The following is a 16175-nucleotide window of genomic DNA, read 5'->3' as shown; positions in this document are numbered from 1 at the left end:
CCGATCATGGCAGAGTCGACGGCTCCATCCATAGCGGATTCGGTGGCCGTGATGGTGCGGGACTTGATGGTTCGCAGCCGAAGCCAGCATTGGAACACTCGACCCGCTATGTCGATCAACCGACCAGCTGGAGCACCCGCTTGTCTGGCATGGGCGGTGTCATGCTGGCCTGCCTGCTGATCGTCGGCGGCGCGCTGTTGACATGGCGCACCTATACCGCAGCGCCAGCCGCGGCGACATTGAGCGTGTTCGATGTCGCCGCGCCGACCGCGCCGCCTGAGCCGCCCAAGCCACCCAGCGAGGCCGAGAGGCAGGAGAAGCAGAAGCCCGTGCCGCGCCCGGAGCAGCCGAAGATCGTGTCGCCCGAAATCCAGCTGCCGAGCGACAACCCGGTTCCGGCCCCGGTCGCACAACCGGATCCCGATCCGCCGATCGAGCGCACCACCGCGCCCGAACGCCAGCCCGCGCCGCCCGCGCCAAAGGTTTCGGCCAATGTGGCCGAAACATGGGAGGGCAAGGTGCTGGCGCGCCTTAACCAGCATCGCCGCTATCCGCGCACCGCGATGGCGCGGCGCCAACAGGGCGTGCCCTATGTCCGGTTCGTCATGGACCGCAAAGGGCATGTGCTGTCGGCGACGCTCGAGCGCAGCTCAGGCTTTCCCGAGCTGGACCGCGAAGCGGTGGCGCTGCCACGGCGCGCACAGCCACTTCCCAAGCCTCCCGCCAATACACGGCCGGAACAGGCGATCATTGAACTGGTGGTCCCGGTCGAATTCTTCGTCGCGCGATGACGGTTCTCGCGCTCCGCCGGTGCAGGCATGTCGGGCGTCAGGTGCTGTTGATGCTGCGCGATACGGGTACGGCCGCGCCGACCCCGCCGCGCTGGCGGTCTCGCCGAACTAAGCCCCAGCCAGCACCCACGACAAACACCACCGCCCCCGGTTTCGCCCAGGGCCAGTGACGTCATCCCTCCCGCCGCGCAACTGTCAGCGCGGCGCGCGGGTCCAGGTCTGGGTCCGGCACAGGAACACCGCGATGCAGCCCTTCACCTTCAGCGTGGTGGGGTTCTCCAGCGTCAGTGAGCCGGAGGTCGCGCCGTCGCCGGTATTGGGATCGTAAAGCGGGCCGCCCTTCCATTCGGTCGGGCCGCCGGTGAAGCCGCTCAGGATGCGCAGGCCCATCACCTTGCGCCCGCGCAGGCTCGTGTCCGAATTGCGGATGTCGCGCTGGTCGGGATTGGCGCGGAGCGGATCGCCGTCGAGCACGCGGCCGCACAAGGCCTTGCCGCAGCGATGGATCTCGACCACGCCGTTACGCTGCTGGGTGCGCCATTTGCCGAGCAGGGCGCTGTCCGGCGCGGCGGTTGCCGCACCGGAGCCTAAGAATAGAAGCAGAGTCGCGGCAATTCCGGCCGAAAAATAGGTCTTCACGCGGTTCTCCCTTAGATTATGCGGCACCAAGCCCGAGGCGTTGTTGAGACTGGGCGAGCAGGGCGCGTTCGTCATGCTGCCAGGGATGAAAGCCGGGCTTGAAATAGCTGAACCAGGCCGGGGTGATGCGGCGCAGGATACCGTTCTTGCCGAACAGATATTTGATCGTGCGGCCCCAGACGCGCAGGCCGCGCAGATCGTCCTGATGGTAAAGGTCGCGCATATTGGCTGCTATCGTCCCGTACAGGATGAGCGTCGCCAATATCATGGCACGGGTACGCAGGAAATAGCGCCGCAGCCCGGACCAGTCCGCGGTCACCGCCAGGAACGTGTCGTAAGTGACCGCCTTGTGCTCGATTTCCTCGATCGCATGCCAGCTCCACAGCCGGTTGATGTCGGCGGGGGCGGCATCCATGTCGCGGCTGTCATTGGCGAGCAGCTCATGCGCCAGCATCGCGGTGAAATGCTCAAGCGCGCAGGTCGCGGCGAGCTGATGATGCTTGCCGCGCGTGCGGGCGAGGTCGAGCACTTTCTTGGTACGCGCTTCGAGCCGGTCGATCTCATAGCCGCTGTCGGCGGCGAGCTTGTTGAACGCGGCATGTTCGCGGCTGTGCACCGCTTCCTGCGCGACAAAGCCCTTGATCTGCATCTGGAGATGCGGGCTGACGTCGCGGCGGAACGCGCGGACGGCGTCCATGAAGAATTTCTCGCCGGCCGGGAAGGTGCAGGACAGCGCGTTGAAAAAGGCGGTGGGGACAGGGTCATTGCCATGCCACCAGTGCGGATGGCCGGACTGTTCCCGGTTGAAGCGCAGGTCGCGCAGCGGAATCGGCAGGTCGGGCGGGGTGAGGGTGGCCTGTTGGGTCATGACTCGTCTCCATGTCATATTGACATTGATGTTCGTAATATCGATTTGAACATCAATGTCAATATAGCGAATATAGACATGCGTATTGAACCCCGCGCTTCATCCTGAAGGCGGGTTGGCTTGCGGGTGAGCTTGGAGAGCAGGCTGGCCTCAATTTTGAGCCGGTCGTCGCTCATTTCAAGCTAAATAGCTGATATATAATGAATTTTGCTGTGATCTCGGGAAGGCGGCGGCGGGGGAGATATGACACGACCGGTGTCCCATATCTCCCCCGCTCGTCCGTCGGCCCTGTCCGCGCAGGCGCCTCGCCGGCAGCGATTCAACCGTCGCACAGCATCGGCTATGTCATCCGTACCGGCTCATACCGGCGCTTTTTCTCGGTATCGAAAACAGGATTGCCGCGGTGCGACGCTCTGGAAATCAGCTTCCAGGTGGAAACATGATGAGCGGCCCCGGGTAGGATCCGGAGCCGCTCCAGCCTCAATCAACAAGGCTTACAGGGTGACGCGGACGGTCGCGCCGAAGGTCCGCGGGTTGCCGGGATAGCCCTGAATGATGCCGGTCGACTTCGTGTAGCCGAGCAGGTTGATGTAATAGCTCTTGTTGAACGCATTCTCGACCCAGAGTTGCAGGTCGAGCTTGCGGTTGAGCAGCTGCACGCCGGCGCGGAAGCTGGTCAGCGCATAGCCGTCAATCTCCGCCGACGGGTCGAGCGTGATGGTGGTGTTCTGCTTCGAGCGCCAGTTGATGTCGACCAGCGCATAGCCCGTCACATCGGGTGAGATCGCATGGGTGTAATCGGCGGTCAGGTCGGTGGTCCATTTCGGCGCCCAGGCAACCTGGCGTCCGGTCAGGTCGCAGGTGAGCGCGGTCGACTGGCCCGGACAAACCGAATTGCGGAACGAGGAGTAGACTGCATCATTATAGGCGACGAACCCCTTCAGATGCAGCCCCTCGAGCGGCCAGGCCTCGCCTTCCACTTCCACGCCCTGCGAGGTGAGCGACCCGACATTGGCGAGGAATTTGAGCGCGGTGTTGCCGACGCCCACCGCCTGGTTGGCCTGATAATTCTGCACCTTGGTCAGGAAGGCGGTCACGTTGATCAGCAGATGCCGGTCGAACCATTCGCTCTTGATGCCGGCTTCGACGTCATCGGCTTTCTCGCCCTTGACCGTCTGTCCGGCGCCCAGTGCGATGGCCGAGGCGACGCCCGAATCCGGGTTGCTGGAATTATAGGGCAACAGATTGAAGCCGGCCGATTTGTTGCCACGCACATATTTCCCGAAGACCATCAGCGCGGCGTTGACCTTGAAATTGACGCCAAGCTCGCCGGACAGCGAGCTGTCCTTAAGGCTGGTATCGACATGGCCGAGCTGCGCATTGGCGCCGCTTGGCGACAGCGCCCGCAACTGGGCGGTGGTCAAATTTCCGGGGTTGGACGCGACGACACCGTCATAAAGCTGGCTGCGGCGCTCCCAGGTCTGGCGCAGGCCGATATCGATCGCCACCCGGCGGTCGGCATCGGGGTGCCAGGTGACATTGCCGAACAGCGCGTCGGTGTCGGTGTGGAACACCGCTTGCGAACGAAAGCCGGCACCGGTCAGCGCGGCGGCATAGGCGCCCTGCGCCCAGGTCCTGCCGGCGATCGTCGTCGGGAATTGCGCCGCCGAGGGGTTCGCCGCCCAGATATGATATTGGCTGCCGAAGCGGACGCGCGAATCCACCTGCAGCCGCTGGCGCGACAGGAAGCCGCCCAGCGTGGCGACGATCGGCTTGTCGCTTGGCGTGGACCAGCGCAGTTCCTGCGAGAACTGGCGTTCCTTGTTGCACGATCCGTAATCGCTCAGCGCATCGAGCTGAGTGTAGTCATTGTCGTTGTTGGTGAAGCACGACCAGCGCTCATAAGCCGTGATCGAGGTGAGATCGCCGGCCGAGCCGAGGCCGAGATTGATCTCGCCGCTGGTCGAAAACAGATCGGTCTCCGCCGTGAGCGGGCTGTCGATATTGATCTTGCGGTCCTTGGCGTTGCTGGTCAGCAGCGTGTAACCGGCGTCCGCCATACGCTTCTGCAACGCCGCCGGGTTATAGATCGACAGGATCACCGGCGAGATGCTCGGGAAGCTCTGCCGGCCATAGGTGGCGATCAGGCGGATCGACAGATTGTCGATCGGGGTGGCGAGCAACTGGCCGCGCAGGCCCTGGCCCTGGCGGCCATTCTGCTTCTTGCCGTTATAGACATTGGGGTAGTTGCCGTCCTTGTCGCTGTAGAAACCCGACAGGCGCACCGCGAGCTTGTCGTCGATCAGCGGGCCGGTCACGCTGCCCTTGAATTGATAGAAGCCCTCATTGCCGATCGTTGCCTCGGCGGTTGCGCCGTAATTGAAGCTTGGCTTCAGCGTGTTGATGATCACCGCGCCCGCGGTGGTGTTCTTGCCGAACAAGGTGCCCTGCGGCCCGCGCAGCAATTCGACATCGGCGATATCGTTGAAATCGCTCGAAACCATGCCCTGGCGGCCGGTATAGACACCGTCGACGAAGATGCCGACCGACCCGTCGATGCCGTCGGTGTTGAAGCCGTTATTGCCGATCCCGCGAATGCCCAGATTGAGCTGTTTCGGGTTGGTCAGATAGACCGAGAAGGCCGGGAACTTGACCTGGAAGTTGGTGAAATTGACGAGGTTCTGCCGCGTCAGCTCGGCCGAACTGATCACCGTGATCGCGATCGGCACGGTCTGGACATTTTCGGACCGCTTGCGCGCAACCACGGTGATGTCGCCCAGCTCGTCTTCCGGCACTGCCGCATCGGCGGCAACCGGGTCGGCGGCGATCGCGGTGTCGGCATCCTCTGGCGCGGGGGCGGCGGCCCAGGCCGTGCCGCTGGCCAGGCTCAACAGGCTTGCGGTCAGCAGGAAGAGGCCAGCCTTGGTCTTGCCGGATCGAATGGTGGAAGGAAAAATCATCGCTACGCCCCCAGGGTGAATTGATCAGACGCAGGGGAGCAAGCGCCATCCCGAGCGCCGGGTGGCGTCAATTCTCGTTGATATCTTGTGTGTATCGTCCCTGAGTCGAGGCCGACCTAGGAAGCTTCCGTGTAGCAATTATGACAGTGTGAAGTGTTTCTGAAACATTTCTAGATTTGCAGGCCGGGGCGTCCGGCTTCCACCGAAAAGCGCACCAGATCGCGGATATCGGCATCCTCACGCCGCGCATCGCTCACGCCGCGAAAGGTCGTGACGCACAGGCCGGGGGTCAGATCGACCCGGGCATAGCCGCGCACTTCATTCTCGGCGAACTTCAGGCCGTTGGCCGCGGCCTGCGCCTTGAAACTGGCGTCATTGAACAGCGAGGAGATTGATCCGCCGACGAATTCCGATCCGATCGCGGGCCCGTCGGGCTTGGCCGGGTCCTGGATGTCGGCGGCGGCAAAGGCATGGATATCGCCGCCCAGCGCGATCGGATTGGCCGTGCCTGCCTCCACCCAGCGGCGGAAGATGCGGTCGCGCGCGGCGGGATAGCCCGACCAGCTGTCGGCGGAAAAGAGCGGGCCGCGTTCGGGATGGAGCGGATCGATCCGGCCCTGCTGGCGCATCAGCGTCTGCTGCGCGAGCAGGTTCCACTGCGCCTTGCTCGTGCCGAGGCGGTCCATCAGCCATCGCTCCTGCACCGTGCCGAGCATGGTGCGGTCGCTCGAGTAAAGATCGGGGCAGGGGCCGACCAGGTTCTGATAGCGTTTATGCGCCGCGATCAGCCCCTCGGGCTGGCATGCGCGCGGCCCGCGATACTGACGGTCGTCGATGATCTGGAACTGCGCCAGCGCGCCCCAGTCGAGCGTGCGATAGAGCCGCATCGACGATCCCGACGGCCGCGTGGCGGCGCGCAGCGGCTGATGCTCGAAATAGGCCTGATAGGCGGCGGCACGGCGGCGCAGGAACGCGACCGGGTCGCTATTCTCCTGGTCGAGCGCGTCGGCATAATCATTGGCGACTTCATGATCGTCCCAGGTCAACGCCCAGGGTGCGGCCTGGTGCGCGGCCTGCAGCAGCGGGTCGAGCTTGTAGGTGGCGTAGCGCGCACGGTAGCCGGGCAGGTCGACCGGCTCGGGGTTGAGGTGGCGCCGCACGCCGAGATTATTGGGCGCGCCTTCATAGATATAATCGCCGAGGAACAGGATCAGGTCCGGATCCTCCGCCACCATGTGGCGATAGGCGGCATAATAGCCGGCCTCATATTTCTGGCACGACGAAAAACACAGCCGCAGCCGGTCGACCGGCGCGCCGGCGGCGGGTGCGGTGCGGGTCCGCCCGACCGCGCTGGTCTCGCCATTGGCGATGAAGCGGTACCAGTAACGCCGCGCGGGGCGCAGGCCGGCGACGTCGACATGCACCGAATGGCCGAACTCGGGCAGCGCACGCGCTTCGCCGCCGCGTACGATCCTGCCGAACCGCTCATCCTCGGCCACTTCCCAGCGCACCGGAATGCCGATCGGCGGCAGGCCGCCATCATCGGCAAGCGGGGCGGGCGCGAGGCGAGTCCACAGCACCACGCCGTCGGCAAGCGGATCGCCCGACGCGACGCCAAGCGTGAACAGGCCGTGCGGCAGCGGGATTGATCCGCGTGCGCCGATCGACAGCAAAGCGGCGCTGCCCGCGGCCCCGGCGATCAGCGAGCGGCGTGTGATATGGGTCATCTCAGTCTTTCGATAAGCGATTCAACTACTCATCGGCTGATGACATTGCGCGCCGATGACAGTCACGGGCGCCGCATCATCGTTACGGCACATTCTTCGCCAGCTCGGCCAGCCAGGGCGCGGCGGTGCCGTCGGAGGGCGCCCGCCAGTCGCCGCGTGGCGACAGCGCGCCGCCCGCCGACACTTTCGGGCCATTGGGGATCGCCGAGCGCTTGAACTGGCTGGTGACGAAGAAGCGGAACAGGAATTTCTCCAGCCAGCCCTTGATCGTGGCCAGGTCGTACTGGTGCCGCCCGTCGCGCGGGAAATCGATCGGCCAGCGCCCGGCCGCCGCATCGCGCCACGCATGCCAGGCGAGGAAGGCGATCTTCGACGGCGCCATGCCGTGGCGCACGACATAATGGACGAAGAAATCGTTGAGTTCATATGGCCCGATCCGCGCCTCGGTGCTTTGCATCGCGCCGCTCGCATCGGCCGGGACCAGCTCGGGCGAAATCTCCTGGCCAAGGATCGCCTCGAGCACCGTATCGGTCTCGCGGTCGAACTGATCGGTCTTGACGCACCAGCGGATCAGGAACTGGATCAATGTCTTGGGCACGCCGGCATTGACCGCATAATGGCTCATATGATCGCCGACGCCATAGGTGCACCAGCCCAGCGCCAGTTCGGACAGGTCGCCGGTGCCGACCACCAGCCCGCTGCGCTGATTGGCGAGGCGGAACAGATAATCGGTGCGCAGGCCCGCCTGCACATTCTCGAACGTCACGTCATAGATCGGCTCGCCCTTGGCGAAGGGATGGTCGATGTCATGCAGCATCTGCTGCGCGGCGGGGCGGATGTCGATCTCGTCGCCGGCAATGCCCAGCGCGCGCATCAGCCGCCACGCATTGCCCTTGCTCGCATCGCCGGTCGCAAAGCCGGGCATGGTGAAGCCCAGGATATGGTCGCGCGGACGGCCGAGCCGGTCCATCGCCTTGGCCGCGACGATCAGCGCATGAGTCGAATCGAGCCCGCCCGACACGCCGATGATCAGGGTTTCCGCCCGGGCCGCTTCGATCCGCTTGAGCAGTCCCTCGACCTGAATGTTGAACGCCTCGAAGCAGTCCGCGTCGAGCTTTTCCGGCGTGTTGGGCACGAACGGGAAACGGCGCACCGCACGCTCCAGCCCGATATCGGCAAAGCCCGGCTTGTGCTCGAACGCGATGCGGCGAAAGCGTGTCTCGGGATGGCCGGCGAGCGCCGCGCTGTCGTTGAAGGTGCCGACGCGCATCCGCTCCTGGCGCAGGCGGCCGCAATCGACATCGGCATAAATGGTGTCGGCGCCGCGTTCGAAGCGCGCGGATTCGACCAGCAACTCGCCCAGTTCATGGATCATGCCCTGGCCGTCCCATGCCATGTCGGTGGTGCTCTCACCGGGGCCCGAGGCGGAGAAGATATAGGCGCAGGCGGCACGCGCGGATTGCGCGGCGCACAGCATCGCTCGCTCGCGCGCCTTGCCGACGACGATGTTGGACGCCGACAGGTTGCAGCAGATCAGGGCGCCTGCCAGCGCGCCGGCGGTCGAGGGCGGGGTGGGCGCCCAGAAATCCTCGCAGATCTCGGCATGGAAGATGAAATGCGGCAGGTCGCTCGCGGCGAAGATCAGGTCAGTGCCGAACGGCACAGTCTGGCCCGCGACCTCAATCTCACCCGACTGGCCGGCGCCGCTGGCAAACCAGCGCTTCTCATAATATTCGCGGTAATTGGGCAGGAAGGTCTTGGGCACGACACCCAGGATGCGGCCGCGCGCGATCGCCACCGCGCAATTGTACAGCCGCCCGTTGCGCGGCAGCGCCGCACCGACCAGCAGCACCGGATGCAGCTTCACGGACGCCGCCACGACGGCCTCCAAGGCGTCGTTGGTCGCCATGTGCAGCGCGTCCTGCAGGTGCAGGTCGTCGATCGCATAGGAGCTGATATTGAGTTCGGGAAAGACCAGCAGGTCGGCGCCGCGCTTGTGCCCGTCCTTGGCCAGCGCGATCGCCGCCGCGGCGTTGGCCGCCGGGTCTCCCACCGTCGCATGCGGGGTACAGGCACCGGCGCGGATCAGGCCGTGGCTGTGGATCGAATGAAAGGGGTGGGTCTTCGCCATGGTCAGCGTTTAGCGGCCTTTCCATGCCAATGCCACGGCTCCGACGGGCCTTGCGCCCGAGATGTCCGGCGCGCTCTATTGGCATTAAGAGGGGTATATGCGGATCGACTCGCTCAAATTGAAGGCACAGCTGTTTTGCGGGGACGAAGCCGCGATCGGGCCGGGCAAGGCGGACCTGCTCGAGGCGATCGAGCGCGAGGGGTCGATCTCGGCCGCCGGCCGTGCGCTCGGCATGAGCTATCGCCGGACCTGGCTGCTGGTCGACAGCATGAACCGCTGCTGGTCGGACCGGCTGGTCGAAACGGTCGCGGGTGGTGGGCAAGCACGGGGGGCGCGCCTCACGCCGGCGGGTCGGCAAGTCCTGAAGGGTTTTCGCGCCCTGGAAGTGGCACTTGCCGATGCCGCCCGCGTGCCGCTGGCGATCCTCGAACAAGAATTGCGCAAGGCGCCGTTGCCGCCCGTCTGATGACTGGGTTCAGGTAAAATCGAACACGGCCGGATCGCGCCCTTTTCCTCCCGTCATCGGACTGTATACGGCTGGATATAGCAGTTCGGCAGCGATCGAAGGGGGAAATATGCGGCTTTCAGCGATAGTGATGACGGGATCGATGCTCGTGCTGGCGATGCCGGCCACGGCGCAGTCCACCACAGCCGATGAAAAACCGCCGGTCGATAACGCGTTCGATCTCGGCCAGATCATCGTCACCGGCACGCGTGAGCCCGGCGTTGCGATCGGCGCATCGACCCTGTCGTCGGAGGCGATCTATGCCTTCAACCGCGTGACGCTCGACGAGGCGGTCAACATCATCCCCGGCGTTTCCTCCTCCAACAGCGGCGGGTCGCGCAACGAACGGCTGATCTTCGTGCGCGGCTTCGACCGGTTTCAGGTGCCGTTGTCGATCGACGGCATCCGCGTCTATCTCCCGGCAGACAACCGGCTCGATTATGGCCGCTTCCTCACCCCCGACATTGCCGAGGTGCAGGTGGCCAAGGGCTATGCCTCGGTGCTCGACGGTCCCGGCGGGATGGGCGGTGCGATCAACCTCGTCACGCGCAAGCCGACCAAGGCGCTGGAAGTCGAGGCGCGCGGCACGCTCGATTTCGATCGTGGCGCCGGCTATTCCGGATACAATGTCTTCGGCCTGATCGGCACGAAGCAGGACAATTGGTACGCCCAGGCCAGCTATACGCGCAATTTCCGCGATCATTGGGATCTGGCCGGCGGGTTCGTGCCGACCGTCAATGAAAATGGCGGCGAGCGCGATTTCACCCGGACGGAGGATTCGCGGCTCAACCTGAAGGCCGGCTTCACGCCCAATGAAACCGACGAATATTCGATCAGCTACACGCGGCAAAAGGGCGCGAAGAACGCGCCGCTCCACATCACCGACGGCATCGCCACGCAGCGCAACTGGAGCTGGCCCTATTGGAATATCGACAGCGTCTATTTCCTGTCGACCACGGCGCTGGGCGATCATGCGACGCTGAAGACGCGGATATTCTACAACACGTTCGACAATCTGCTGCGCTCGTTCGACAACCGCACTCAGACGACCCAGACTCTCGGTCGCGCCTTCAACAGCTATTATGAGGATGAGGCCTATGGCGGCTCGGCGCAACTCAGCGTCGATCTCACACCCGCCGACACGTTCAGCCTCGCTGCGCATTATCGCCGCGACCGCCATGTCGAATATCAGCAGAGTTTCTCCCCCAGCACGTTCACCGAACCGCGCCAGACCAATGTCGAGGACACCTACAGCATCGCCGCCGAGAACCGGCTGGCGCTTTTGCCGACCCTGTCGTTCGTGGCGGGCGTGAGCTTCGACTGGCGTGACCTGAAGCGTGCCGAGGAATATGGCGTGCCGGCCAGCGGTGGCGCCGCGCGACTGTTCAGCTATCCGATCCGCAACAGCGATGCGTTCAACGCGCAGGGGCAGCTGATCTGGACCCCCGACAGCGCGACCCGGCTCTATGCCAGCATCTCGTCGCGCGCGCGCTTCGCGACCATCTTCGAGCGCTTCAGCACGCAGTTCGGCACCGCCGCATCCAACCCGGGCCTCAACCCCGAACGCGCGACCAATTACGAGATCGGCGGTAGCCGTCAGTTCGGCGCGTTGCGGATCGAGGGCGCGGTCTTCTACAGCGATATCAGCGATGCGATCGTCTCGGTCCGCCCGGCGGGGTCTTCCGCCACCACCACCCGGCGCGAGAATCTCGGCAAAGCGGAATATTATGGCGGGGAACTCTCCGCCACGGCCCGGCTTGGATCGACGCTGCAACTCGGCGCGAACTACACCTATACTCATCGCAGTTTCGACATCCGGCCAAAGCCGGGCAGCATCCTGACTCTGTTCGAACTGACCGATGTGCCCGACCATAAGGCGTTCATCTATGCCGACTGGTCGCCGGTCGGGCCGGTGCATATCGTGCCGAGCATTGACCTGGCGTCGGATCGCACCACATTGGTCTCGACCGGGCTGCGCTATTACCGCACCGGCAGCTACGCGGTGGCCAATCTGCGCATTGATTACGAAGTGATCGACGGCGTCCAGATCGGCGTCGGCGCGCGCAATCTGTTCGATGACAATTACCAGCTGGTGGATGGCTTTCCGGAGGCAGGGCGCAGCTTTTTCGCCAGTTTGCGCGCGCGCTATTGAGGTCTGAAGCTAGAGCGCCGAGTGTTATATTGGAACTGCACACCCTCCCGTTCGCCCCGAGCCTGTCGAAGGGCGGTTCTTCTTAGCAACGGTTGAACGAAAGAGCGGTGCTTCGACAAGCTCAGCACGAACGGGTGAGAGGGTGGTTCTGATATAAGACTTGGTGCTCTAGCGATCGGGCCGAGCCAGCGCCTCCTCGGTCGCCGTGAAGGCCGACCGCTGTCCCGGTACGGCCGGCACGTCAGTCGCGAAATAGGCAACGCCGGTGCCGCGCTTGCGATCGATCCACAGGCCCGAATACAGGCCGTAAGCGTCGCCAGCATGGCCCCATTGGCGGCGCTGATCCCCAAACGGATCGTCACGGCAATCCTTGATCCCGGTGGCCAGGAACGCGACGTCGAGACCGTAGCTGCAATGGAAACCTTTCAGCGTGTCGCCATTGCTGCCGTCGAACGTCCATAGCGGCGTTTCGAGCCGTGCGATCGAGCCCCGGCCAAGCAACCGGATACCGTCCAGCGTGCCGCCGTTCAGCAGCAACCGGCCGATCTTTGCCAGCCCGCGCGCGGAAATGCGCAGGCCGCCCTGCGGCGAGAAAATTCCGCCATTCACCCCAGCGCGCCAGCGCGACAGATCGCAGCTCCCGTCGCGGGCGGGCTGAACCGGGCAAGCGGGTTTCGCGCCGCGATTGTCGTCCTTCACCGGCTCGCCCGCGCGGTACTGAACCACTGCCCGGGCCGCGACCGCGTCGCTGCAATTCGCCCAATTATAGCAGGCGTCGATCTTGAGCGGCGCGAGCACCAGCCGATCCATCAGCCGGTCGAACCGCTCGCCCGTCGCGCGCTCCATCACCGCGGCGACGATTGGCGAGTTGAGGTTGGTGTAGCGAAAGAAACTGCCCGGCGCATGCTCCGCGTCCCATGCCTTGGGATCGGCAACCACGGTGCGAAGGTCGGCATCGAGCGGCAGGACATACTCGACGCCGTCGGTCAGGCTCGACCGGTGCGACATGAGCAGCCGCAGCGTGATCCTGCGGTCGGGAAAAGCCGGATTGCGCAAGCTCCAGCCAAGCAGGGTCGAGACATCGGCATCGAGATCGAGCTTGTGCTGCTCGACCAGCCGCATCACGCCGATCGCCATGACCAGCTTGGAGATCGACGCGACCCGCACCGGATCGTCGGCGGTCACCGGACGCTGCGTGGCGAGATCGGCGACGCCCGAGACGCTGACCGCCGTTTCGCCTCTGCGGTCGAACGCCACGCGAACCGTCGCAACAGGCTGCGCGGCGGCGGCAAGCAGGGCGATCGAAAGCATCATGCGAGCGTCTCTGACAATGCTCGGCTCCATCCTGGGCAGGATGGAGCCGGCATGCCGATCAGCGCAGCTGGAAGCGGACGCCGACGCGGAAGGTGCGTCCGAGCAGGTCCGAATAGGTGCTGTTTGCCGCAAGCCCTGTTTCCGGCACCAGCAGCGGCGCACGGTCGAACACGTTCGTCACGTTCAGGAAGATCTGCGCTTCCGACGAACTGCTCGCCTTGATCTTCTGCGTCAGGTTGAGGTCGACATAGAACAGCCCCGAGACGTGGTTGTCCTCATAGGTGTTGAACTGACTTGTGGTCGGTATCGGGCAATTGGTCTGGCACTCGATACCACCGGCATCATATTTGCCCGAACTCACGCCCCGTCCCACCACGCTGACCGAGGTGCTCGGCGTGTCGTAGGTCGCGCTGGCGCGGAAAATCCATTTCGGCGTGCTGGCCTGGCCGCCGTTCACGCCGACGGTGTTGAGTGGCACGGTGCCCGGAATGCCCTGGTCGATGATGTTATCGATATAGCGCGTCGCCACGCCGCGCAGGGTGAAGCTGCCCGGGCCCACGGGCAGGCGATATGATGCGTCGAAATCGATGCCGCGCACCAGCTGCCGCGTGAAATTGAACGGCTGGCTGCGGAACAGCAGGCGCGAGCCATTGGCAACGGTTGGATCCACGGTGTACGCCGCGCAATATTCCGCCCGTCCGTCGAAGCAGCGGTTGATGATCTCCTGCGCGCTGAGCGTGCCGATCGCGTCCTCCATCTCAATGCGGAAATAATCGACTGAAACGTTAAAGCCGCGCAGGAATCGCGGCGATAACACTGCGCCGATGTTCCATGAATCGGCTTTTTCGGGCTTCAAATCCAAATTGCCGAGGACGGTTGCTGCATAAGAGTAGGTCGCTGGCCCCTTGGTCGGATCGGTCGCGACGTAAAAAGGATTGCGCACCGAGTCGCTGTTCGAGGCGCCGGCCTGATACAACTCGTTGAGATTGGGCGCGCGAATGTCGCGCGAGCGCGTCACGCGGAACCGGATATCCTCGATCGGCTGCCAGGTCGCGCCCGCCTTCCAGGTCGTGACATAGCCTGAGGTCGAATAATCGGTCGCGCGCACGGCGCCATTGAACTCCAGGCCCAGCCCGAGCGGGATGACAGTCTCGAGATAGGCTTCCTTCACGTTATACTTGCCATTGGTGGGCAGGTAATTGCCCACCGACCAGCGGTTCGACGTGGACGTGGGAGTGACAGTCGGCCGGAATGCGTCGGGGACGAAACCACGAATCGATTCTTCGCGATATTCACCGCCGACCGCGATGCTGACATCGCCGGCCCAGGTCGCGAAGGGCGTGAGCGACAAGTTTGCCCCCGCAACCTTTTGCTCCGCGACCTCGTCGCGATAGGGATTGCCCAGCGCATAGTCGAACGCAGCAGGGTTCGCGACGCCGATACCGAGGCGATTAAGCGGCACGCAGGCCTTGTCGTCGTTGGTTGTGATCGCATCGGTATTGATGCGGCACTGGATCGAGCCGGGAGCATAGCCGCCCGGATTGCCGGCCAGGGCGAACACAGCGTCCGTGGCGTTCAGCAGCTTCTGGGTATTTTGAATATTGGTCAGCTGTTCGCGCATGTCCGTGCGGCCATATTGGGCATAGATATCCCAATGCGCCGCCTTGCCGAAGGCGTTGAACTTGCCCTCCGCGCCAATCACATAGCGCTGGACCTTCCGCTTGTTGTCCACCCCGCGATAGGGAAGATCGGCGCCGGTCGAGGCCAGTGTCACGTCGCCGATTCCAGCCAGGCGCGCCGCGCCGAGTGCGTTGACGAGAAAGGCGTTGTCGTTCTTCAGCGTGATGCCGGTCTGCAGGTTCGGACCGGCATTGAACACGATATGCTGCCGATTATACGAACCCTCGGCGAACAACTCGACATCGTCCGAGAGTTCGTAGCTCAGCCGCCCGAAGACGCCATAACGGTCGTCCTGCGGATCCAGGCCGATGCGGCGGCCGGAATCATTGACCCGCCAGTCGCCGCCCTGCGTCAGCGACGGGGTAGAGCTTCCCGTTGGTGACGGGAAGGTCAGCGCACCCCATTGATACTGGTTTACCGATCCACCCTGACCGAAATAAAGGCCGCGCAGGCCGTTTTCGGCAAGGCCGCTACCTGCAAGTACCTTGTTCGCGGTGATGAGGCCGCCCGGCGTCGAGTTCGCTGCGCCGACCTGCCGCCGGATCAGGAATCTCGGCGTGGTGCTGGCCGGCGTGGTGCTGTTGCCCGCCGTCCAATTGGGATCCTGAATGCGGACATACCCCGTCGCATTCCAGTCACGATCGACCTGGAAGATACCGTCGCGATGTGCGAGCTCGCCACTCAGCAGGATATGACCGCGCCCGCCGGCGAACGAATGGCCCGCGGTCGCTTCGAACGAATAGTTGCGGCCGTCGCCATGCGTGGTGATGCCGCTGTCGGCCGACAGCTTCAGGCCCTGATATTTCTTGTCGAGGATGAAGTTGACGACGCCGGCGACGGCGTCCGACCCATAGGCTGCCGACGCGCCGCCGGTGACGATCTCGACGCTTTTGACCAGTCCCTGCGGGATCGTGTTGATGTCGACGATACCGGTGATCGTCGAGCCAACCGAACGGCGACCGTCGATCAGCACCAGCGTGCGGGTCCCGGTGGAGGAGCCGTCCAGGTTGCGCAGGTTGAGCGCATTGATGCCCGCCTGGCCACTGCTGAGGTTGAGGCGCGAATTGGCCGGACGCGTCGATCCGGCGAGCGCCGGCATCTGGTTGACGAAATCGGCGATGTTGTTCGACGGCGACTGGTTGAGGATTTCTTCCTGCGTCAGCACGGTGAGCGGTGTCGGCGCCTGGAAGCCATCGCGGATGATGCGCGTGCCGGTGACGACGATCTCGCTATTGTCCTGCTCTGCGGCCGACTGGGCAGGCGCCTCCTGCGTGCTTTGCGCGATTGCGGCGCCCGGTAGCGCGCATGTCAGGGCGGCAAAAGCGGTGCCCGAAACCAGGACCGATTTGAGTGACTTGGAACCAATCATGTCATGAACCCCCGTGAACCACGCGTTATCCGTGCGTCC

10 protein-coding genes are annotated in these 16175 nt (G+C 64.2%); 3 read left to right on the top strand and 7 right to left on the bottom strand.

Features of this window, described 5'->3' with window-relative positions:
* The first annotated feature begins 89 nt into the window (after window positions 1-89).
* On the top strand, window positions 90-791 hold the full coding sequence (locus ACRECS_RS09390; RefSeq protein ID WP_431582696.1) for an energy transducer TonB: 702 nt from the start codon (window positions 90-92) through the stop codon (window positions 789-791).
* Between the two features lie 195 nt (window positions 792-986).
* Here ACRECS_RS09390 and ACRECS_RS09385 read toward each other — a convergent pair whose 3' ends face one another.
* The 5 genes from ACRECS_RS09385 to ACRECS_RS09365 form a co-directional block, all read right to left on the bottom strand.
* Window positions 987-1430, bottom strand: a complete 444-nt coding sequence (locus ACRECS_RS09385) for a DUF2147 domain-containing protein (protein WP_431582695.1) — start codon at window positions 1428-1430, stop codon at window positions 987-989.
* 16 nt (window positions 1431-1446) lie between these two features.
* A complete protein-coding gene (locus tag ACRECS_RS09380; protein WP_431582694.1) occupies window positions 1447-2298 on the bottom strand; it encodes a metal-dependent hydrolase in 852 nt (283 codons plus the stop codon).
* A gap of 494 nt (window positions 2299-2792) precedes the next feature.
* Entirely contained in the window at window positions 2793-5258 is a 2466-nt protein-coding gene (locus ACRECS_RS09375) for a TonB-dependent receptor (RefSeq protein WP_431582693.1), read from the bottom strand.
* Window positions 5259-5428: 170 nt separating this feature from the next.
* Window positions 5429-6985 (bottom strand): alkaline phosphatase D family protein, encoded by a 1557-nt coding sequence (locus ACRECS_RS09370; RefSeq protein WP_431582692.1) that lies wholly within the window; start codon window positions 6983-6985, stop codon window positions 5429-5431.
* An 82-nt stretch (window positions 6986-7067) separates the two neighbouring features.
* Window positions 7068-9116, bottom strand: coding sequence for an NAD(+) synthase (locus tag ACRECS_RS09365; RefSeq protein ID WP_431582691.1), 2049 nt, complete (start codon window positions 9114-9116; stop codon window positions 7068-7070).
* Window positions 9117-9213: 97 nt separating this feature from the next.
* Here ACRECS_RS09365 and ACRECS_RS09360 point away from each other — a divergent pair, with 97 nt between their 5' ends.
* Together ACRECS_RS09360 and ACRECS_RS09355 are read left to right on the top strand one after the other, a co-directional pair.
* Window positions 9214-9582, top strand: coding sequence for a winged helix-turn-helix domain-containing protein (locus ACRECS_RS09360; RefSeq protein WP_431582690.1), 369 nt, complete (start codon window positions 9214-9216; stop codon window positions 9580-9582).
* A 109-nt stretch (window positions 9583-9691) separates the two neighbouring features.
* A complete protein-coding gene (locus ACRECS_RS09355) occupies window positions 9692-11773 on the top strand; it encodes a TonB-dependent receptor plug domain-containing protein (protein WP_431582689.1) in 2082 nt (693 codons plus the stop codon).
* Between the two features lie 168 nt (window positions 11774-11941).
* Here ACRECS_RS09355 and ACRECS_RS09350 read toward each other — a convergent pair whose 3' ends face one another.
* Both ACRECS_RS09350 and ACRECS_RS09345 read right to left on the bottom strand, forming a co-directional pair.
* Window positions 11942-13087: a serine hydrolase domain-containing protein gene (locus ACRECS_RS09350; RefSeq protein WP_431582688.1), complete on the bottom strand. Its 1146-nt coding sequence runs from the start codon at window positions 13085-13087 to the stop codon at window positions 11942-11944.
* A 58-nt stretch (window positions 13088-13145) separates the two neighbouring features.
* A complete protein-coding gene (locus ACRECS_RS09345) occupies window positions 13146-16136 on the bottom strand; it encodes a TonB-dependent receptor plug domain-containing protein (protein ID WP_431582687.1) in 2991 nt (996 codons plus the stop codon).
* Window positions 16137-16175 lie beyond the last annotated feature (39 nt).

Origin of the sequence: Sphingomonas sp. (genome assembly GCF_050725575.1) — a bacterium.
Lineage (GTDB): Bacteria > Pseudomonadota > Alphaproteobacteria > Sphingomonadales > Sphingomonadaceae > Sphingomonas.
Note: the sequence above shows the minus strand (reverse complement) of the source record. Positions and strands in the feature narration are given on the sequence as shown.

Bases quoted from the DNA above. Each gene is read 5' to 3' on its own strand.
- ACRECS_RS09380 (WP_431582694.1), bottom strand. From the start codon at position 2,298: ATGACCCAACAGGCCACCCTCACCCCGCCCGACCTGCCGATTCCGCTG.
- ACRECS_RS09375 (WP_431582693.1), bottom strand. From the start codon at position 5,258: ATGATTTTTCCTTCCACCATTCGATCCGGCAAGACCAAGGCTGGCCTC.
- ACRECS_RS09370 (WP_431582692.1), bottom strand. From the start codon at position 6,985: ATGACCCATATCACACGCCGCTCGCTGATCGCCGGGGCCGCGGGCAGC.
- ACRECS_RS09365 (WP_431582691.1), bottom strand. From the start codon at position 9,116: ATGGCGAAGACCCACCCCTTTCATTCGATCCACAGCCACGGCCTGATC.
- ACRECS_RS09360 (WP_431582690.1), top strand. From the start codon at position 9,214: ATGCGGATCGACTCGCTCAAATTGAAGGCACAGCTGTTTTGCGGGGAC.
- ACRECS_RS09355 (WP_431582689.1), top strand. From the start codon at position 9,692: ATGCGGCTTTCAGCGATAGTGATGACGGGATCGATGCTCGTGCTGGCG.
- ACRECS_RS09350 (WP_431582688.1), bottom strand. From the start codon at position 13,087: ATGATGCTTTCGATCGCCCTGCTTGCCGCCGCCGCGCAGCCTGTTGCG.
- ACRECS_RS09345 (WP_431582687.1), bottom strand. From the start codon at position 16,136: ATGATTGGTTCCAAGTCACTCAAATCGGTCCTGGTTTCGGGCACCGCT.